The organism is Herbiconiux sp. FW305-C-125 (assembly GCF_058783455.1).
In genome coordinates, this window is the sequence record NZ_JBYSYO010000004.1 from 107,807 (window position 1) to 124,909 (window position 17,103).

General features: G+C 71.9%; 16 protein-coding genes. 6 read left to right on the top strand and 10 right to left on the bottom strand.

What is annotated here, in order from left to right; all coding sequences use genetic code 11:
- The first annotated feature begins 35 nt into the window (after window positions 1–35).
- Window positions 36–1,304 carry an ROK family transcriptional regulator gene (locus AC3WLB_RS12425; RefSeq protein WP_492506375.1) on the top strand — a complete coding sequence of 423 codons (1,269 nt, stop codon included), beginning with the start codon at window positions 36–38 and terminating at the stop codon, window positions 1,302–1,304.
- Here the strand turns inward: AC3WLB_RS12425 and AC3WLB_RS12430 are convergent.
- Complete coding sequence (locus tag AC3WLB_RS12430; protein ID WP_492506378.1) at window positions 1,252–1,824, bottom strand: HhH-GPD-type base excision DNA repair protein; 573 nt, start codon at window positions 1,822–1,824, stop codon at window positions 1,252–1,254. The genes AC3WLB_RS12425 and AC3WLB_RS12430 overlap by 53 nt on opposite strands.
- A 131-nt stretch (window positions 1,825–1,955) precedes the next feature.
- On the opposite strand from AC3WLB_RS12430, the gene AC3WLB_RS12435 reads away from it, so the two are divergent.
- Together AC3WLB_RS12435 and AC3WLB_RS12440 are read left to right on the top strand one after the other, a co-directional pair.
- Window positions 1,956–2,333, top strand: a complete 378-nt coding sequence (locus tag AC3WLB_RS12435) for a YciI family protein (protein ID WP_492506380.1) — start codon at window positions 1,956–1,958, stop codon at window positions 2,331–2,333.
- Window positions 2,330–3,661, top strand: coding sequence for an RNA polymerase sigma factor (locus AC3WLB_RS12440; protein ID WP_492506382.1), 1,332 nt, complete (start codon window positions 2,330–2,332; stop codon window positions 3,659–3,661). Before AC3WLB_RS12435 ends, AC3WLB_RS12440 begins: the two co-directional genes overlap by 4 nt.
- A 105-nt stretch (window positions 3,662–3,766) precedes the next feature.
- On the opposite strand, the gene AC3WLB_RS12445 is transcribed toward AC3WLB_RS12440, so the two are convergent.
- The gene (locus tag AC3WLB_RS12445; RefSeq protein ID WP_492506384.1) at window positions 3,767–4,582 is read right to left on the bottom strand and encodes an MBL fold metallo-hydrolase; all 816 of its coding nucleotides are present in this window, start codon (window positions 4,580–4,582) and stop codon (window positions 3,767–3,769) included.
- 65 nt (window positions 4,583–4,647) lie between these two features.
- Between AC3WLB_RS12445 and AC3WLB_RS12450 the strand changes: the two genes are divergently transcribed.
- Window positions 4,648–5,184, top strand: coding sequence for a GNAT family N-acetyltransferase (locus AC3WLB_RS12450; protein ID WP_492506386.1), 537 nt, complete (start codon window positions 4,648–4,650; stop codon window positions 5,182–5,184).
- 21 nt (window positions 5,185–5,205) lie between these two features.
- Here AC3WLB_RS12450 and AC3WLB_RS12455 read toward each other — a convergent pair whose 3' ends face one another.
- Window positions 5,206–5,967: a MerR family transcriptional regulator gene (locus tag AC3WLB_RS12455; RefSeq protein WP_492506388.1), complete on the bottom strand. Its 762-nt coding sequence runs from the start codon at window positions 5,965–5,967 to the stop codon at window positions 5,206–5,208.
- A gap of 110 nt (window positions 5,968–6,077) precedes the next feature.
- Here AC3WLB_RS12455 and AC3WLB_RS12460 point away from each other — a divergent pair, with 110 nt between their 5' ends.
- Both AC3WLB_RS12460 and AC3WLB_RS12465 read left to right on the top strand, forming a co-directional pair.
- Window positions 6,078–7,037 (top strand): aldo/keto reductase, encoded by a 960-nt coding sequence (locus AC3WLB_RS12460; RefSeq protein ID WP_492506390.1) that lies wholly within the window; start codon window positions 6,078–6,080, stop codon window positions 7,035–7,037.
- Entirely contained in the window at window positions 7,034–8,842 is a 1,809-nt protein-coding gene (locus AC3WLB_RS12465) for an alkaline phosphatase family protein (protein ID WP_492506392.1), read from the top strand. Before AC3WLB_RS12460 ends, AC3WLB_RS12465 begins: the two co-directional genes overlap by 4 nt.
- Before the next feature lie 36 nt (window positions 8,843–8,878).
- On the opposite strand, the gene AC3WLB_RS12470 is transcribed toward AC3WLB_RS12465, so the two are convergent.
- The 7 genes from AC3WLB_RS12470 to AC3WLB_RS12500 are packed head-to-tail and all read right to left on the bottom strand — an operon-like array spanning window position 8,879 to window position 17,093.
- Window positions 8,879–10,138 (bottom strand): multidrug effflux MFS transporter, encoded by a 1,260-nt coding sequence (locus AC3WLB_RS12470; protein WP_492506394.1) that lies wholly within the window; start codon window positions 10,136–10,138, stop codon window positions 8,879–8,881.
- On the bottom strand, window positions 10,128–11,102 hold the full coding sequence (locus AC3WLB_RS12475; protein WP_492506396.1) for an aldo/keto reductase: 975 nt from the start codon (window positions 11,100–11,102) through the stop codon (window positions 10,128–10,130). The genes AC3WLB_RS12470 and AC3WLB_RS12475 overlap by 11 nt, the downstream gene beginning before the upstream one ends.
- On the bottom strand, window positions 11,099–13,099 hold the full coding sequence (locus AC3WLB_RS12480) for a beta-galactosidase (RefSeq protein WP_492506398.1): 2,001 nt from the start codon (window positions 13,097–13,099) through the stop codon (window positions 11,099–11,101). Before AC3WLB_RS12480 ends, AC3WLB_RS12475 begins: the two co-directional genes overlap by 4 nt.
- Entirely contained in the window at window positions 13,096–14,118 is a 1,023-nt protein-coding gene (locus AC3WLB_RS12485) for a LacI family DNA-binding transcriptional regulator (RefSeq protein WP_492506400.1), read from the bottom strand. The genes AC3WLB_RS12480 and AC3WLB_RS12485 overlap by 4 nt, the downstream gene beginning before the upstream one ends.
- Window positions 14,111–15,070 carry an aldo/keto reductase gene (locus tag AC3WLB_RS12490; protein WP_492506402.1) on the bottom strand — a complete coding sequence of 320 codons (960 nt, stop codon included), beginning with the start codon at window positions 15,068–15,070 and terminating at the stop codon, window positions 14,111–14,113. The genes AC3WLB_RS12485 and AC3WLB_RS12490 overlap by 8 nt, the downstream gene beginning before the upstream one ends.
- A complete protein-coding gene (locus AC3WLB_RS12495) occupies window positions 15,067–16,080 on the bottom strand; it encodes an ABC transporter permease (RefSeq protein ID WP_492506404.1) in 1,014 nt (337 codons plus the stop codon). The genes AC3WLB_RS12490 and AC3WLB_RS12495 overlap by 4 nt, the downstream gene beginning before the upstream one ends.
- On the bottom strand, window positions 16,077–17,093 hold the full coding sequence (locus tag AC3WLB_RS12500) for an ABC transporter permease (protein ID WP_492506406.1): 1,017 nt from the start codon (window positions 17,091–17,093) through the stop codon (window positions 16,077–16,079). Before AC3WLB_RS12500 ends, AC3WLB_RS12495 begins: the two co-directional genes overlap by 4 nt.
- Window positions 17,094–17,103: the final 10 nt, after the last annotated feature.

The following is a 17,103-nucleotide window of genomic DNA, read 5'->3' on the forward strand; positions in this document are numbered from 1 at the left end:
CGTCACCGCCGCGGAAAGGGGCCAGAATGCGTACTGTGACCGACGCCGTCGACCTGTTGCGCACCGCCTCGCCCGCGGCGGTGGACGTGTTCACGCGCATCCTCACCCGGGGGCCGCTGTCGCGCACGGATGTCGCGCGGCTCACCGGCCTCTCGCAGGCGGCGATCACCAAGGCGGTGGCGCCGATGGTCGCGGCCGGGCTCGTGGCCGACCGCCACGAGCCCGGCGGGACCGGGACGGGGAGCGGGAACGGGAACGGGAACGGACTGCCGGGGCGCCCGGCCAGCCCGGTCCGGGTCGTGCCGGAGTCGATCATCACGCTCGGCATCAAGGTGAACCCGGGCGACATCATCGGCGTCGCCACCGACCTGACGGCGGGCATCCTGGTCAGCGCGCATCTGGCGGTGGTCGACACCGGCTTCGCCTCGATGGTCGACTCGATCGCCGAGGTGGCGCGGCGGCTCTCCGATCTGCTGGGCGAGCGCGCCGAGCGGCTCGCGGGCATCTGCGTCGCCGTCTCGGGTGATGTCGACACCGCGGGCGGGGTGGTGCGCGAGTCGGCGCTGCTCGGCTGGGCCGACGAACCGCTCGGCGCCGCGCTGCGCTCGCGCCTGGGGGTCGAGGTGCTGATCGAGAACGACGTGCGGGCACTCACCATCGCCGAGCACTGGTTCGGGGTGGGGGTCGGCACCGGGTCGTTCGCCATCGTCACGATCGGCTCAGGCATCGGCTGCGGCCTGCACGTGAACGGGGAGGTCGTGGAGGGCGCGTTCGGCGTGGCGGGCGAGATCGGGCACCTGCCACTCACCTCGGAGCAGTACGTCTGCACCTGCGGGCGGCGCGGCTGCGTCGAAGCCGTCGCGGGGTCGAGCGCCATCGTGCGGGCGGTCGCGTCGGCGCAGCCGACGCCCGTTGCCTCGATCGACGACGCCGTGGCGCTCGCGCACGCCGGGGAGCCGGCCGCCATCGAGGCCTTCGACCGCGCCGGCACGGTCATCGGCACCGCCATCGCCACGGTCGCGAACCTCACCGGTCCGGAGATCGTGGTGATCACGGGTGAAGCGGTGGCCGACTACGACCTGTACGACCAGCGGCTGCGGGCGGCCTTCGGTGCGCACGCGTTCGGCGCGGCGGGCAACTGCCGCATCGTCATCCGCCCCCACACCTTCGAGGACTGGGCGCGCGGCGCGGCCGCCGCCGCTCTGCGCGGCCTGGTGCTGCAGCGCTACGCGGGGGTGAGCTCGATCGCGCCTACTTCTTCGCGGCGGCCTTCGCCGCTCGCTTCGTCTCGCGAACCTGCGTGAGCGAGTCGGCGTCGACGATGTCGGCCACCGAGCGGAACGAGCCCTCCTCGCCGTAGGGGCCTGCCGCCTCCCGCCAGCCGGCCGGCTGCACGCCGTACTGCTTGCCGAGCAGGGCCAGGAAGATGCGGGCCTTCTGGGCGCCGAACCCGGGCAGCGACTCGAGGCGCTTCAGTACGGTCGCGCCGTCGGGGGCGTCCCGGGTCCACACCGCCGAGGTGTCACCACCCCAGTCCTCGACGAGGGCGGCGCAGAGCGCCTGCACCCGGGCGGCCATCGATCCGGGGAAGCGGTGCACGGCCGGCGTCTGCCGGAACACCTCCACCAGGGCATCCGGGTCGTAGGCGGCGAGCGTCTGCGCATCCAGCGACCCGACCCGGTCGCGGATCTTCAGGGGGCCCTCGAACGCCGTCTCCATCGCGATCTGCTGGTCGAGCAGCATGCCGAGGAGCAGGGCGAGCGGGTCGGCGGAGAGCAGCGCGTCGGCGTCGGTGTTGCCCGTGATGTGGAGCGAGGTGGCCATGCCTCCATGCTGGCACGCGGGCCGCTGGGGTGTCGATGTGGGCGGACGTGTCGATCCGGTGCGCGCTCGATCGTCAGCACAGTAGAGGTCGCAACCGGCGACCGCTAACGTGACCTACGGAAGGGCTCATCATGCGCTACTCACTGCTCCTCATCAACCAGGAAGCCCAGGATGCGGGCGTCACCGAGGAGGACATGGCGCCGTTCCGCGCCGCGTTCGACGCCTACGGGAAGTCGCTCGAGGAGGCGGGGGTGCTGGTGCTGGCCGACATCCTGCAGCCGGCGGCGGCGTCGACCACGGTGACGCTCCGCGACGGTTCGCTGCACGTGCAGGACGGCCCGTTCGCCGACACCAAGGAGAAGCTGGCCGGCACCTTCGTGATCGAGGTCGCCGACCTCGACGCGGCGATCGCCTGGGCCGAGAAGTGCCCGGGCGCGCAGTACGGGGTGATCGAGATCCGGCCCACCGCCATCTCCTTCACCGACGGGGCCTGGCACGAGCTGGCGTGAACGCGGCGGCGCGGGAGCGCGCCGAGCTCGTGGCGCGGGAGTCGTACGGGCGGCTGCTCGCGGTGCTCGCGGCACCCACGCGTGACATCGCGGCGGCCGAGGATGCGCTGGCCGACGCCTTCGAGCGCGCCCTGCGCACCTGGCCCGACGCCGGCGTGCCCGACAACCCCGAGGGCTGGCTCCTCACCGTGGCGCGCAACCGCTGGCGTGACGAGCTGGGCTCGGCCGCCCGGCGCACGTCCGTGCCGTTGCCGGGCGACGGAGCGGGCGACGGGCCGGGCGACGGTGCGCCCGACGGTATCGGCGCGGCACTGCGCGGTGAGTTCGTCGGAGCGCGGCGTGGGGAGCGGGGCGCGGCCGTCGACCCGGGCGACCTCGATCTCGATGCCGTGCCCGACAAGCGCCTCGAGCTGTTGTTCGTGTGCGCGCATCCGGCCATCGATCCGGCGGTGCGCACGGCCCTGATGCTGCAGACCGTGCTCGGTTTCGAGGCGGCCCAGATCGCGGAGGCGTTCGCGCTGCCGGCGCCCGCCATGGCGCAGCGGCTGGTACGGGCGAAGCGGCGCATCCGCGCGGCGGGGATTCCGTTCGCGGTGCCCGACCGTGGGGCCATGGCCAGGCGGCTGCCGCCCGTGCTCGAGGCGGTCTACGGGTGCTACGCCATCGACTGGCAGCGGGTGTCGGGGACGACGCTGCGCGAGTCACTCGCCGGGGAGGCGCTCTACCTCGCCACGACACTCGCCCGGCTGCTGCCCGAGGAGCCGGAGGTGCAGGGCCTGGCCGCGCTGATCTGCCTCTCGCTCGCCCGCACGTCTGCGCGCACCGGGCCTGCGGGTGAGCACGTGCCGCTCACCGAGCAGGATCCGGATCGGTGGGACGCGGCCCTCATCGCGCGCGGCGAGTCCCACCTGCGCCGGGCCCACGCCCTCGCGGTCGCGCCGTCGGGCTTCGGACGCTTCCAGCTGGAGGCGGCGATGCAGTCGGTGCACTGCGCCCGGGCGGCGACCGGCGAGACGGATTGGCGCACCCTCCGCCTGCTGAACGAGGCGCTCGTGCGGGTGGCGCCGACACTCGGCGCGCAGGTCTCGCTCGCCGCGACGATCGCCGAGGTCGAGGGTCCCGAGGCAGGCCTCGCCCACCTCGACGCCCTGGCCGCCGAGGCGCTCGAGCGGTTCCAGCCGGCCTGGGCTACGCGCGCCCACCTGCTCGCGGCGGCCGGGCGCCCGCGGGACGCGCGCGCCGCCTACGAGCGCGCCATCACCCTCACCACCGACGCCCGCCTTCGCGTCCACCTGCGCGCGAAGGCCGATGAGTTACTACCGGAATGAGCACGAGTGGCGCGCTCCAGGGCGTCACTCCCCCGCATTCCGGTAGTAACTCATCGCCCCGACGCCCTCGGCGCGGCACGGGTGGCGACTGACGTGCGGGCCGCCTCACTCGGGCTCGTCGCCCCGCAGCCACGCGACGTAGCGGGTGAGGCTGCGCCGCACCACAGCGGGCGCATCCGCGTCGATGCCACGGAACGCGCTGTACACCCGGTCGTACGGCAGCGGCTCGAGCGCCTCGAGGATGCGCAGCACGATCCGCTCCGGCAGCGGGATGTAGTTCGGGAAGCTCCGCATCACCGACACCGACGCCCGGTCGGCGCCCACCATGAGGGTGTCCCCCGTGAGCAGCACCCCACGCCCACCGGCGCCCGCCGCCCACAGCGCGACGCAACTCCCGGGGAAGTGCCCGCCGAGCTGCACGAGGTCGACCCCGGGCACGACCGAGGCCCGGTCCGACCACAGGCGGATGGCCGGATCGGGCCGCCGAATCCATCGCTCGTCCGCCGCCGCCACATACACCGGCGCCCCGCCGAACGCCTGGCTCCACTGGATCGACGACCCCGTCAGATGCGGATGACTCGCCGCCACCGCCGCCACCCCACCGAGCTCCGCGACCCCCTGCACCCCATGCGCGTCGATGAACCCCGGCGGTTCCCACAGCAGGTTGCCGCCCGGCGTGCGCACGAGCAGCCCGCGCTGGCCGATCCCGAGCGGATGATCGGTCTCCACGGCGAACAGGTCGGGCTCGAGCCCGCGCAGCACGATGCGGTACCCCTCCGCCTCGAGCCCCTCCCGGGTCACCCAGGCCTGCCCCGACTCCGGCACCCACTGCCGCTCGTCGGCGCAGATCTCGCACACGGCGGGCGGTTGTGGCGTGTCGGCGTGCTCCACGGCGCAGGTCGCGCAGATCCAGACGGTCACGGTCACGCCTCCTCGACGACGTTCACTGCAGCGAACGGATGCTCGTCCAAACGTATAGTCGTTGCATGACCGACGGAAGGCACGCGGCACCGGATGCCCCCGGCATCCTCGTGCGGCGCACCGTCGAAGCCGACTGGCGCGATGTGCGCACGCTCCGCCTCGAGATGCTCGCCGACACCCCGCTCGCCTACCTCGAGACGCTCGAGCACGCGCACCGCCGGCGCGAGTGGGAGTGGCGGGCCTGGGCCCGCGACGGGTCGTCGGCCGACTCGATCACGGTGGCCGCCATCACGGCGAGCGGCCGCTGGGTGGGCACCATGATGTCGAAGGTGCCGCACGGGGCGCCGGCGGCGTTCCTCTACGGCGTCTACGTCGCCCCCGATCACCGCGGGGCGGCGGCGGGGGTGACGGATGCGCTCCTCTCCCGCATCGAGGACTGGGCCAGCGACCGCGGCGACACGCTGAGCCTCGAGGTGAACGAGGCCAACCCACGTGCCGTCGCGGCCTACCGCAAGCGCGGCTTCGTCGAGACCGGCGTCACCCGCCCGTACCCCCTCGACCGCACCCTGCGCGAGCTGGAGATGCGCAAACCCCTCCGCTGACCCGCCTCGCGAGGGGCGGGGTCATTCGAGGTGGGCGGCCGCGTAGGCCGCCAGGGCGTCGCGCACAAAGGTGGCCCCGGATGCGCCGCCGTAGTTCGCGGCGAAGCGCTCGTCGGCCACGTACAGCTCGCCGAGTCCCGCGAAGTACTCCGCGGTCGGGCCGCCGGCGCCGTGACCGGGTGTGCCGGGCACCCCGGCCAGCCAGTCGAACTGGCGCTGTGCCAGCGCCTGCGCCTCCTCGCCGGCCGGGTCGAGGCCGCGCTCGGCCGCCTGGCGCCAGTCGGCGGCGAGCTGCGCCACGCGGGCCTGCCACGCCGCCTTCTCCTCCGCCGACATCGACCGCCACCAGCGGTCACCCGCCGCGTAGGCCGACGCGCCCCAGCGCTGCTCGACCTCCGCCTGGTACTGCGTGTGGTCGAATCCGTCGAACATGTTCTCTGCCATCAGTTGATCACCTCCCTCCATCGTCTCGATCGTCGCCCGCACGGATGCGATCTGCCGCTCCAGCCGCGACTGCTCGCTCTGCAGCCACGCGAGGTGACGGCGGAGCGCTGCCGGCGCATCCGTCTCGGCCCGCAGCACCTCCGCGATGGCGGGGAGCCCGAGCCCGAGCGCGCGCAGCAGGAGCACACGCTGCAGGGTCACCAGAGCGGCTTCGTCGTAGTAGCGGTAGCCGTTCGCGCCGACGCGACTCGGCTCGACCAGACCGAGCTGCGCGTAGTGCCGCAGCGTGCGGCTCGTCGTGCCGGCCAGCCGGGCGACCTCCTGGATGGGCCACTCCATCGCGATCCTCCTCCTCTCCGTGCGAACAGAACCGAGCGTACGAGTTGACGCTGCGTCAATGTCAAGCGCGGGGCCCGGCTGGTGTCACAGCCCCGTAGTAACGTCGGATCATGGCACGCATCGGCGACAGCGACCTCGACGTCTTCCCCCTCTCCCTCGGCGGCAACGTGTTCGGCTGGACGGCCGACCGCGAGACCTCGCTCGCCATCCTCGACGCCCATGCGGCCGGCGGCGGCGACTTCATCGACACCTCCGACTCCTACATGGCGAGCGTGCCGGGTAACGTCGGCGGCGAATCGGAGACCATCATCGGCGAGTGGTTCGCCAGCCGCGGGTCGCGTGACGCGACGGTGATCGCCACGAAAGTGTCGCGGCATCCAGAGTTCCGGGGCCTCGGCGGCGACACCATCCGCGCGGCGATCGACGCCTCCCTCGGCCGCCTGCAGACCGACCGGGTCGACCTCTACTACGCCCACTTCGAAGACCCCGACACCCCGCTGGAGGAGACGGCCGCCGCGTTCGACGAGGTCGTGCGTGGCGGAAAGGCACGATACATCGGGCTCTCGAACTTCGCGCCGGCCACCATCGAGGCGTACCTCGCCCTGTGCGACGAGAACGGATTCGCGCGCCCCGTCGCGCTGCAGCCGCACTACAACCTCGTGCACCGCAACGAGTTCGAAGAGACGCTCGCGCCCATCGCCGAGCGCGAGCACCTCGGTGTGATGCCCTACTACTCGCTGGCCAGCGGGTTCCTCACCGGCAAGTACCGGTCGACCGACGACAACGCGGGCACGGCGCGCGCGAAGGGGGCGGCGAAGTACGCGACCGAGCAGGGCCTCGCCGTGGTCGACGCGCTCGCGGAGATCGGGCGTGCCCATGACGCCTCCATCGCCACCACCGCTCTGGCCTGGTTGGTCGCCAAGCCCACCGTGGTCGCGCCGATCGCGAGCGCGTCGCGGGTGGAGCAGGTGGCCGACCTGCTCGATGTCGCCCGAGTGCGGCTCACCACCGAGGAGGTGGCCCGGCTGGACGCCGTGTCGGAGTGGAGTCCCGCGGGGGGTTCGGCGTGACTCCCGCGTTCCGCCGCAAGAGGCGTGCGCCCGGCGCACCGGAGTCGGCCGCGGCACCCGGCACCGCCGACGCCGTCGCGTCCCGCCGCGCCTTCCTCAAGGCGGCCGCCGTCGGCGCGGCGGGCGCCGCGGCCGGCGGCCTCGCGGGCGCCTCGATCGGCGTCGGCGTCTACGCCAACGAGACCGACATGGACTTCGCACCCGAGCAGAAGGTGGCCGAGCCCGGCTTCAAGCACCTCGTGGTGATGATGTACGAGAACCGCTCCTTCGACAACGTGCTCGGCTGGCTCTACCGCGACGACGAGCTCGACCCGGGGCAGAGTTTCGAGGGCCTGCACCAGGGCGACCACTCCAATCCGGTGCCGGGCACCGACGAGGTCGTCAAGGCGCACGGCTACACGGGCTCGACCGACGAGATCATGTCGAGCCCCAACCCCGACCCGGGCGAGGAGTATTCGCACGTCAACACGCAGCTGTTCGGCAAGGTCGACCCCGAGAGCAACCGCGACCTGTATGCCAACGGGCTGCAGTACCCGTACAACGCGCCCGGCCCGAACGAATCCCCCACGATGAAGGGCTTCATCGAGGACTACATCATCAACTACCGGCGCCTCACGAAGAACAAGAAGGAGCCCACCCGCAAGGAGTACGAGCTGGCGATGGGCGGATTCACGCCCGACATGCTGCCCGTGTTCTCCACGCTCGCGAAGAACTTCGCCGTCTTCGACCACTGGTTCGCCGCGGTGCCCTCGCAGACCTTCTGCAACCGTTCGTTCTTCCACGCCTCCACCTCGCACGGCTTCGTCACCAACAAGGGCGACGGCGGGTACGCCAAGTGGCTCGCCCCCGACGCCGACGCGCCGACCATCTTCAACCGCCTCGAAGACGCCGGGCTCTCCTGGCGGGTCTACTACGACTCCGCGCAGCTCATCTCGATGACCGGGGTGCTGCACGCACCCGTGCTCGAGAAGTACTGGAAGTCGAACTTCCGGGTGATGGAGCAGTTCTACGACGACGTGGCCACCGGCGACCTGCCCGATTACGCCTTCATCGAGCCGCGCATGATCTACAACCACAACGACATGCATCCGCCGTACGGCACCCTCCGCGAGTCCGACGATCCGGCGGTGGGCGACGTGGTGAACTCGGCGGTGTCGGATGCCCGGGCCGCCGACGCCCTGCTGCACGCCGTCTACTCGGCCATCCGTAAGAGCGATTCGGCGACCGGGTCGAACGCCATGAACACCATGCTCTTTGTCACCTTCGACGAGCACGGCGGCACCTACGACCACGTGCCGCCGCCCTCGGCGGTGCCCCCAGTGAACGGCGACGCCGGCGAGTTCGACTTCACCTTCGACCGGCTGGGCTGCCGGGTGCCGGCCATCGCGATCTCGGCCTACACGGCGAAGAACACGATCGTGACGGAGCAGCACGATCACGGTTCGGTCATCTCGACGCTCACCAAGCTGCACGGGCTGAGCCCGCTGACTCACCGGGACGTCGCATCCCGCCCGCTCTTCGACGCCATCAACCTGAAGAAGCCGCGCCCGGTCAGCGAGTGGCCGCAGACCCTGCCGCAGTACACTCCACCGAACCCCGAGGTCGACTTCGACGAGTCGGATGCCGAGCAGCGCGCCAAGCCCATCAGCAACCCGGCGCGCGGTCTGCTCGGCTTGATCCTCGCGAAGTACGGTGTGCCCGGTGCCCCTGAGCCCGACACCTACGCCGAGGCGTACGCCGTGCTGCAGGAGACCCAGAAGCTCAACGGGCAGCTCTTCGGCACCCTCGACGCCATCGACTCCTGACCCCCGCCTCCTCCTCGCGACCCGTCGATTCTGGCCCTAAAACCGCGCGGGAAGGGCCAAAAGTGACGGGTCGCGAGGAGGGGTGCGGAAGCCCACGAGCAGGACGAGGGCCGAGAGCGTGGCGCACGCGGTCATCAGCGCCGCGGCCGGGATGGGTGTCGCCACGCCGAACAGGCCGACGAGCGGTGCCGCCACCGCGCCCGACACCATGTTCGTGGCGCCGAGGAGCGACGCGGCGGCGCCCGCCCGCGTGCCGTGCCCACTGAGCGCCGTGCTCTGCAGGGTCGGCGACACGACGCCGAAGGTCGTCGTGAACGCGAACAGCGGCACCAGGAAGCCGAGGAGGCCGAGCTGCGGGGCGGCGACGAGCCCCAGGAGGAGCACGGCGGCGCAGCCGGTGAGCACGACGGTGCCGATGCGGGCGACGCGTGTCACGCGCATCCGCCCCGCCAGGCGAGCACTCAGCTGAGCGCCCCCGATCATGAGCAGGCCATGCCCGCCGAACACCAGCGCGTACTGCGTCGGGCTCAGCCCGTAGACCCCTTGGAACAGGAACGCCGACGACGCCATGTACGCCATCATCGCCGCCCACTGCAGCCCACCGGCGACGATCGCGGCGCGGTACCGGCCGTCGCGGGCGAGCGCCCGGTAGTCGTCGAGCAGCCGCGTGCCCGTGCGGAGCGCCCGCCGCTCGGGCGGGTTCGTCTCGTGCCGGGCGAGCACCGAGATCGCGGCGATGAGGATGACCGCACCGTACGCCACGAGCAGCGCGAACAGCCCGCGCCAATCCGTGACGAGCAGCAGCTGCGCCCCGAGGGCGGGTGACACCACCACGAACACGCCATTGATCAGCTGCAGCCGCGCAAGCAGCTTCACCATGAGCGGCCCCTCGGCGCGATCGCGCACGATGGCGAGGATGATCACCGCGGTGGCCGCCGCCCCCACCCCCTGCACCAGGCGTGACCCGACCAGCACCGCGATGGAGGGCGCGAGGGCGCAGCCGGCACTCGCGACGACGTACACGACGAGCGCGACGAGGAGCGGGCGGATGCGCCCCACCCGATCCGAGAGCGGCCCGGCCACGAGCTGGCCGGCCGCCATGCCCACGAACGCCCCGGTGAGGGTGAACTGCACGAGCGCGGGGCTGGCGGCGAGGTCGCGCTCGATCTGCGGGAAGGAGGGGAGGTAGAGGTCCATCGTGAGCGGCCACAGCGCCTGGATGAACCCGAGCGTCACGAAGAACAGTGCCGGCAGGCGACCGGCCGAGCCCGGTCGCCCAGGCCGCTCACCAGGCATAGGCCTCCGGAGCCTGCCCGCCGGGGCCCGGCCAGATGCGGTCGAGTTCGGCCAGCTGCTCGTCGTCGAGCACGATCTCGAGCGCCGCCAGCGCCCCGTTCAGCTGCTGCTCGGTGCGGGGGCCCACCACGGGCGCCGTCACCGCCGGCTGGTGCAACAGCCAGGCGATGCCGAGCTCGGCCGGGTCGAGCCCCTGCGCCGCGGCGAACGCCTCGTAGCGCTCGATCTGCGCCCGCCGCTCGCCGAGCGCCGACAGGTCGCTCGACCGGCTGCGGTCGCCCGCCGCCTTCCGCAGCACCCCGCCGAGCTGCCCGCTCGCGAGCGGCGACCAGGGCAGGATGCCCATGCCGTAGTGCTGAGCGGCGGGCACCACCTCGAGCTCCACCGTGCGCTGGGCGAGGTTGTAGACCGACTGCTCCGTCACGAGCGGCAGCTGCCGACGGGCCTCGGCGTGCTCGCGGTACTGCGCGATGTTCCAGCCCGCGAAGTTCGACGAGCCGAGGTAGAGGATCTTGCCCTGGTCGCGGAGCGTGGTGAACGCGTCGAGCACCTCGTCGACCGGCACCGCGCGCTCGATGTGGTGCATCTGATAGAGGTCGATGCGGTCGGTGCCGAGCCGGCGCAGCGACGCGTCGACGGCGGCCCGGATGTGAATGGCCGAGAGCCCCCGATCGTTGACGCCGGGCCCCATCGGCCCCTGTCCCTTGGTGGCCAGCACCAGATCGTCACGGTGTCCTCGAGCGCGCAGCCACTCGCCGAGGAGCTCCTCGGTCTGACCGGGATGGTCGCCCCAGCGGCCCCCGCCGTAGACGTCGGCGGTGTCGATGAACGTGATGCCGGCCGCCACCCCGAGGTCGAGGATGCGGAACGACTCCTCGGCTCCGATCACCGGCCCGAAGTTCATGGTGCCGAGGGCGATGCGGCTGACCTCGGCACCGGCGTGCCCGAGCCGGGTGTACTTCATGCCGTCACCCGCAGCATCGCCCAGCCGAACGGCTCGAGTTCGACGGCGTCGACGGATGCCCCGCTCAGCAGATCGGTGCCGCTCACGTCGACCCGTACCGACTCCGGCCCGTGGTTGATGACCGTGAGCACGTCGCCGCGCCGAGCGGCCTCCACCCACTCGCTGGGTGCCGCGAGCACCGGGCGCACCCCGGCGCGCTCGGCGGCGAACCGCGTGACGGCGAGCATGCCGGCGTCGTCGGGCACGGTGGCGAGGTAGTACGCCAGGCCGTCGCCCGACGCCCGGGCGGTGAGGGCGGGCCGGCCGGCCGAGCGCCCGTCGGTGAAGCGGCCGAGCACCTCGACGGCCGGCTCACCGGCCACGACCTGCAGCTCCTCGGCGAGGTACTCGCCGCGCACCGCCCCGAACGGCCCCGAGAAGGCGGCGTGCCGCTGACCGGGCCCGTCGGCGGTGGGCGGCACCAGCGCCCCGAAGTTCTCGACGGCGACGCCGAGCACCTCGCGGAGCCCGACCTGGTAGCCGCCCGCACGGAACGCATCCGACTCGTCGACCACGTCGCTGAACGCCGTCACCAGCAGGTGACCGCCGCCGCGCACGTAGGTGTCGAGGTTCGTGGCGCCCGCGTCGGCGAGGAGGTAGGCGTGCGGCAGCAGCACGAGGTCGTAGCCACCGAGGTCGCTCGTGGGCTGCACGAAGTCGAGCTGGATGTTCTGCCGGTGGAACGCCGAGTACCAGCGCTGCACGAGCTGCAGGTAGTCGAGCTCCACGGGGTGGTCGGGGTTCGACAGCGCCCACCAGTTCTCCCAGTCGAACACGACGGCGACGGATGCGCGGCCCGCCTCGGCCCCGGCCGGCAGCTCCGGCAGCCGGTCGAGCGAGGCCCCGAGCGCCGTGACCTCCCGCCAGGTGCGCGTGTCGAGCCCGGCCTGCGGCACCATCGCGGAGTGGAACTTCTCGCTGCCCCGCCGCGACTGCCGCCACTGGAAGAACAGGATGCCGTCGGCGCCGCGCCCCACCGCCTGCATCGACAGCGCCGCCATCTGGCCCGGCGCTTTCGGGGCGTTGCTCGGGCGCCAGTTCACCGCATCCGTCGCCTGCTCCATCAGCAGCCAGGGCGTGCCGGGCTTCAGCGACCGCATCAGGTCGCGCGTGAACGCGGCGGTGCGGAACGACTGCGGATCGTTCGGGTCGGCGTAGTTGTCGTCGCTCACGACATCGACCTCGGCGGCCCAGCGCCAGTAGTCCACCGACGGGAAGGCGCCCATGAAGTTCGTGGTGATCGGCTGCGTCGCCCCGGCGGCGCGGATGATGTCGCGTTCCATCGTGAACAGCTCGAGCAGGGCATCCGAGGTGTAGCGCTTGAAGTCGAGGGCGCCCGCGGGGTTGTGGCTGTACGGCGCCTTGCGGGGCGGCACGATCTGGTCGAACGAGCCGTAGCGCTGCGACCAGAAGGCGGTGCCCCAGGCGGCGTTCAGCGCGTCGATCGTGCCGTACTTGCGCTCGAGCCACGCCCGGAAGGCCACGGCCGCGTTGTCGGAGTAGTCGTACTGCACGTGGCAGCCGTACTCGTTGTTGACGTGCCAGAGCACGACGGCCGGATGCGCGGCGTACCGCTCGGCGATGGCCGTCACGAGGCGTGCCGCCAGCCGCCGGTAGTCGGGCGAGCTCGGCGCGTAGTGCTGACGGCTGCCCGGCCAGTAGGTGGCGCCGTTCTCGTCCTGCGGCAGGATGCCCGGGTAGTTCTGCACCGCCCAGGCCGGCGGCGAGGCGGTGGCCGTGGCGAGGTCGACCGCGATGCCATTGGCGTGCAGGAGGTCGATCACGGTGTCGAGCCAGGCGAAGTCGAAGGTGTTCTCGTCGGGCTGGATGCGCGACCACGCGAAGATGCCGAGGCTCACCATCGTGACCTTCGCCTCCCGCATCAGGCGCACGTCCTCCTGCCAGGTGGCTTCGTCCCACTGCTCGGGGTTGTAGTCGCCGCCGTAGTGCACGCTCATGGTCTCGTTTCGTGAAGGGAGTGGATGGTGGAGCCGCGCGGCACCAGCACGGGCTCGAAGCGGGTGCGGAGTGCCGCATCCACTTCTCCGCCGAGCTGCTCGAGCAGCAGACGGGCCGCGTGCGCGCCCATCTCGTGACTCGGTTGCCGCACCGAGGTGAGCGGCACCACGGCGGTGCCGGCGAAGTCGATGTCGTCGTAGCCCACGATCGAGACGTCCTGCGGCACCGAGATGCCGTTGGCGATCAGGCTCTGCAGGAGCCCGAGTGCGACGTGGTCGTTGGCGGCGAAGATGCCGTCGGGTCGCTCGCCGGCGGGCATGCCCGAGAGCCGCTCGCCGATCTCCCGGCCGATCTGAGGGTTGAGGGTGGGCGTCTCGAAGAACGAGAACCGGGCGCCGGATGCCCCGACCGTCGCCTGCGCCCCCTCGAAGCGTTCGCGCATCTGCGACACGCGCAGCGGACCGCCGACGAAGGCGATGTGCCGGCACCCGCCGGCCAGCAGATGGGCGGCGGCCATGGTGCCGCCCAGCACGTCGTCGAGCGAGATCGACGGGTACTCGCCCGCAGGGTCGACGCGGTCGACCAGCACCACGGGAACGTCGCGACGCCGGAAGCGGTCGAGCATGTCGAGCGAGTCGCCGACGGGCGCGATCAGCAGGCCGTCGAGGCGCTGCCGTTCGAACAAGTCGAGGTAACGGGTCTCGCGTGCGGTCGAGTCGTAGCTGTTGCCCACGATGACGGAGTAGCCGGCGACCTCCGCCACCTCCTCGGCGCCGAGCACGACGTCGGCGAAGAACGGGTTGGTGATGTTGAGCACGGCCATGCCGATGGCGTTGCTGCGCCCCGCGCGCAACTGCCGCGCGGCGACGTTCGGCACGTAGCCGAGGTGCTCGATCGCCTCCGCCACGGCGGCAGCGGCCTTGCGCGACACCAGTTCGGGGCGGTTCAGCGCGTTCGAGACGGTGCTCACCGAGACGCCGGCGCGCGCCGCCACGTCGCGGATGCCGACCTCAATCACGGAGCCAGGCCGATTCGTCGGGGCGGAGCGACTCGAGCTCCTGCCAGAGCGACTCGGGGATGTCGAGCTGCGCGTTCGCGACGGCCGCATCCAGCTGGGCCGGCGAGAGCACGCCGCAGAGCGTCGAGGCGATACGCGGGTCGCGCGTCGAGAACTGCAGGGCGGCCGCGGCGAGCGGCACGTCGTGACGCTCGCAAGCCGCACCCATGGCGTCGACCGCGGCCAGGAGGGCGCCCGGGGCCGCGGCGTAGTGGTAACGGTCACTGACGCGGGGCCATCGGCTGAGCACGCCACCACCGTAGACCGCGGCGTTCATCACGCCCACGCCGGCCGCGTGTGCCGCCGAGATGAGTTCGTCGGCCGTGCGGTCGACGAGCGTGAAGCGGTTGTGGGTGATCAGCGCATCGAAGAGGCCCGTCGCCACGAATCGCAGCAGCATCGAAGCCGGGCCGCCGGCGATGCCGACGTGGCCGGCGAAGCCCTCGTCGCGGAGGGCCAGCAGGGTCTCGACCGGGCCGCCGGCGGCCATCGCCGCCTCGAAGCCGATGTTCTCGGGATCGTGCAGGTAGAGCACGGGCAGCCGCGGCAGCCCGAGGCGCTGCAGGCTCTGCTCGAGCGAGCGGCGCATCCGGTCGGCGTCGAAGGAGCCCGTCTCCGGGTCGCGGTCGAGCTTGCTCTGCACCAGGAACCCCTCGGGCACACCGCCGGCCTGACGGATGGCGAGGCCGATGCGGCGCTCGCTCTCGCCGTCGCCGTAGTTGTTCGAGGTGTCGATCACCCGCACCGGGCCGCTGAAGGCCCGCAGCACGGTGTCGACGGCGTCGGCCTCGCTCACGGTCACCCCGTGCACGGGCGAGTGCGCACCCCACGCGCCGGTGCCCACACCGAGCGCCGAGACCCGCAGGCCCGTGCGGCCGAGCACCGCGCCGGCCAGGCTGGCAGTGCTCGTCATTCGAACGAGTCACCCCCGCGCAACCGGTCGACGAGCACGGCCGCCACCAGGATGATCGCGGTGATGAGGTCGAGGTAGTTCGGGTCGGTGAAGGTGACGTTGAGGATGTTCGTGATGCCCGCGATCACGAGGAGGCCGAGGAGGCCGCCGATCGGGTTGCCCACGCCGCCGCGGGTGATGGAGTAGCCGCCGATCATGAGCGCCGCGTAGATCTGGAACTCGAGGCCGGTGCCGAGCACGTTCGAGGCCGAGCCGAGCTGGCCGACGTAGAGGATGCCGCCCACGGCTGCACCCACGGCGCTCGCCACCAGGGCGATGACGCGCACCTTGGTCACCGAGATGCCGGCGCGTGCCGCCGCGCGGTCGTCGCCGCCGACCGCCTGCACCTTGCGGCCGATGCGGGTCTTCGACACGATGCCGGCCGCGATCAGGGTGACGCCGATGCCGATCAGCAGCAGCGTCGGGAAGCCCAGGATGGCGCCCTGCGTGACGTTGTAGAGCGGTTCGATGAGCGTCGACGGCGGCGCGTTGACGACGATGACCTGGCACAGCCCGCGGAGGAGGGTGAGCATGCCGAGGGTCACGGCGAGCGGCTCGGCACCGAAGCGCACGATCACGAAGGCGTTGGTGAGGCCGACGACGGCGCCCACCAGCACGGTGATCAGGGCGACGAGCCACGGGTTCAACCCCGCGGCCACGAGCTGGTTGAAGATGACGGCGCCGAAGCCCACCATCGAGCCGATCGAGAGGTCGACCACGCCGGCCAGCAGCGCGAACGAGGCCATCACACCGACGATCAGCGGAACGGCCACCGAGACGCCGACGATCTGGATGTTCGAGGGCGAGAAGAAGGCGGGCCCGACCCAGATCAGGCCGACGAGCAGGGTGGCCACCAGCATGAAGCCGATGCTGCCGACCGGGCCGCGGAGCGAGCCGGCGAAGCGGCGCAGCGGCGACTGTGCCGGGTCGTCGAAGATGCGGGGGGCGGGTGCGGGGTTCGCGGCGGTCATCGCGCCGTCCTTTTCAGTCGGTAGCCGTCGATGCCGACGGCGATGATGAGCAACGCGCCCTGGAACACGAGCGCCCAGGCAGGAGCGAGCCCGAAGAAGGCGATGGAGGTGGGGATGGTGGCGAGGAAGCCGACGCTCAGGAGGAGCACGAGCAGGTTGCCCTTGCCGCCGCCGAGGCTGATGCCGGCGAGGATGACGGCACCGATCACGATGAGCTGGAAGCTCGCGCCGGCGTTGGGGGTGAAGCTCGGGGTGACCGACGAGAACAGCACGCCGGCAAGGCCCGCGACCGCGCCGGCCCCGATGAAGGTGGCCAGGCGCATCCGTCGCAGGTTGATGCCGCGCGCCTTGGCGGCCTGGGCGTTGCCGCCCACCGCCACGAGGTGCCGGCCCCAGCGGGTGAAGGCGAGGGCGAGTCCGGCGAGCACGATCACGATCACCATCGGCCAGAACACGTTCGGGAGGCCCAGGAACCGGCCGAGGCCGTAGGCGCGGAGACCGGAGCCGGAGGGGATCTGCGCCGACTTGAAGAAGATGAGCATGATCGCCAGGCCGCCGAAACCCGTGGCGAGGGTGACGATGATGGGGTTGAGCTTGCCGAAGACCACGATCAAGCCGTTCAGGCCGCCCCACGCGGCACCGGTGACGATGCCCAGCAGGATGGCCAGGGCATCCGGAACCCCGTTGTTCAACGCGGTGACGGTGGCCCACGCGCTGATGATGAGTGCGACCGGGAGGCTCAGGTCGAGCAGGCCGCCCGAGATGACGATGAGCGCCTGCGCGACCGCCAGGATGCCCGAGATCGACATCGTGAAGGTGACGGCGAGCAGCGTCTGGGTGGAGAGGAAGTCGGGCCGCACGATGGTGGTCGCGATGATGAGCAGGGCCCAGACCCCCGCGATGCTCAGTGCATCGCGGAGGCCGGTGGTGCTCCGGGCGTCCGGGCGGCGTTGCTTGCCGCCCGGACGCTGGGGCGCGGCCGGATCGGCCGGGGTGATGAGAGTGGTTGTCATTGCCTACTAC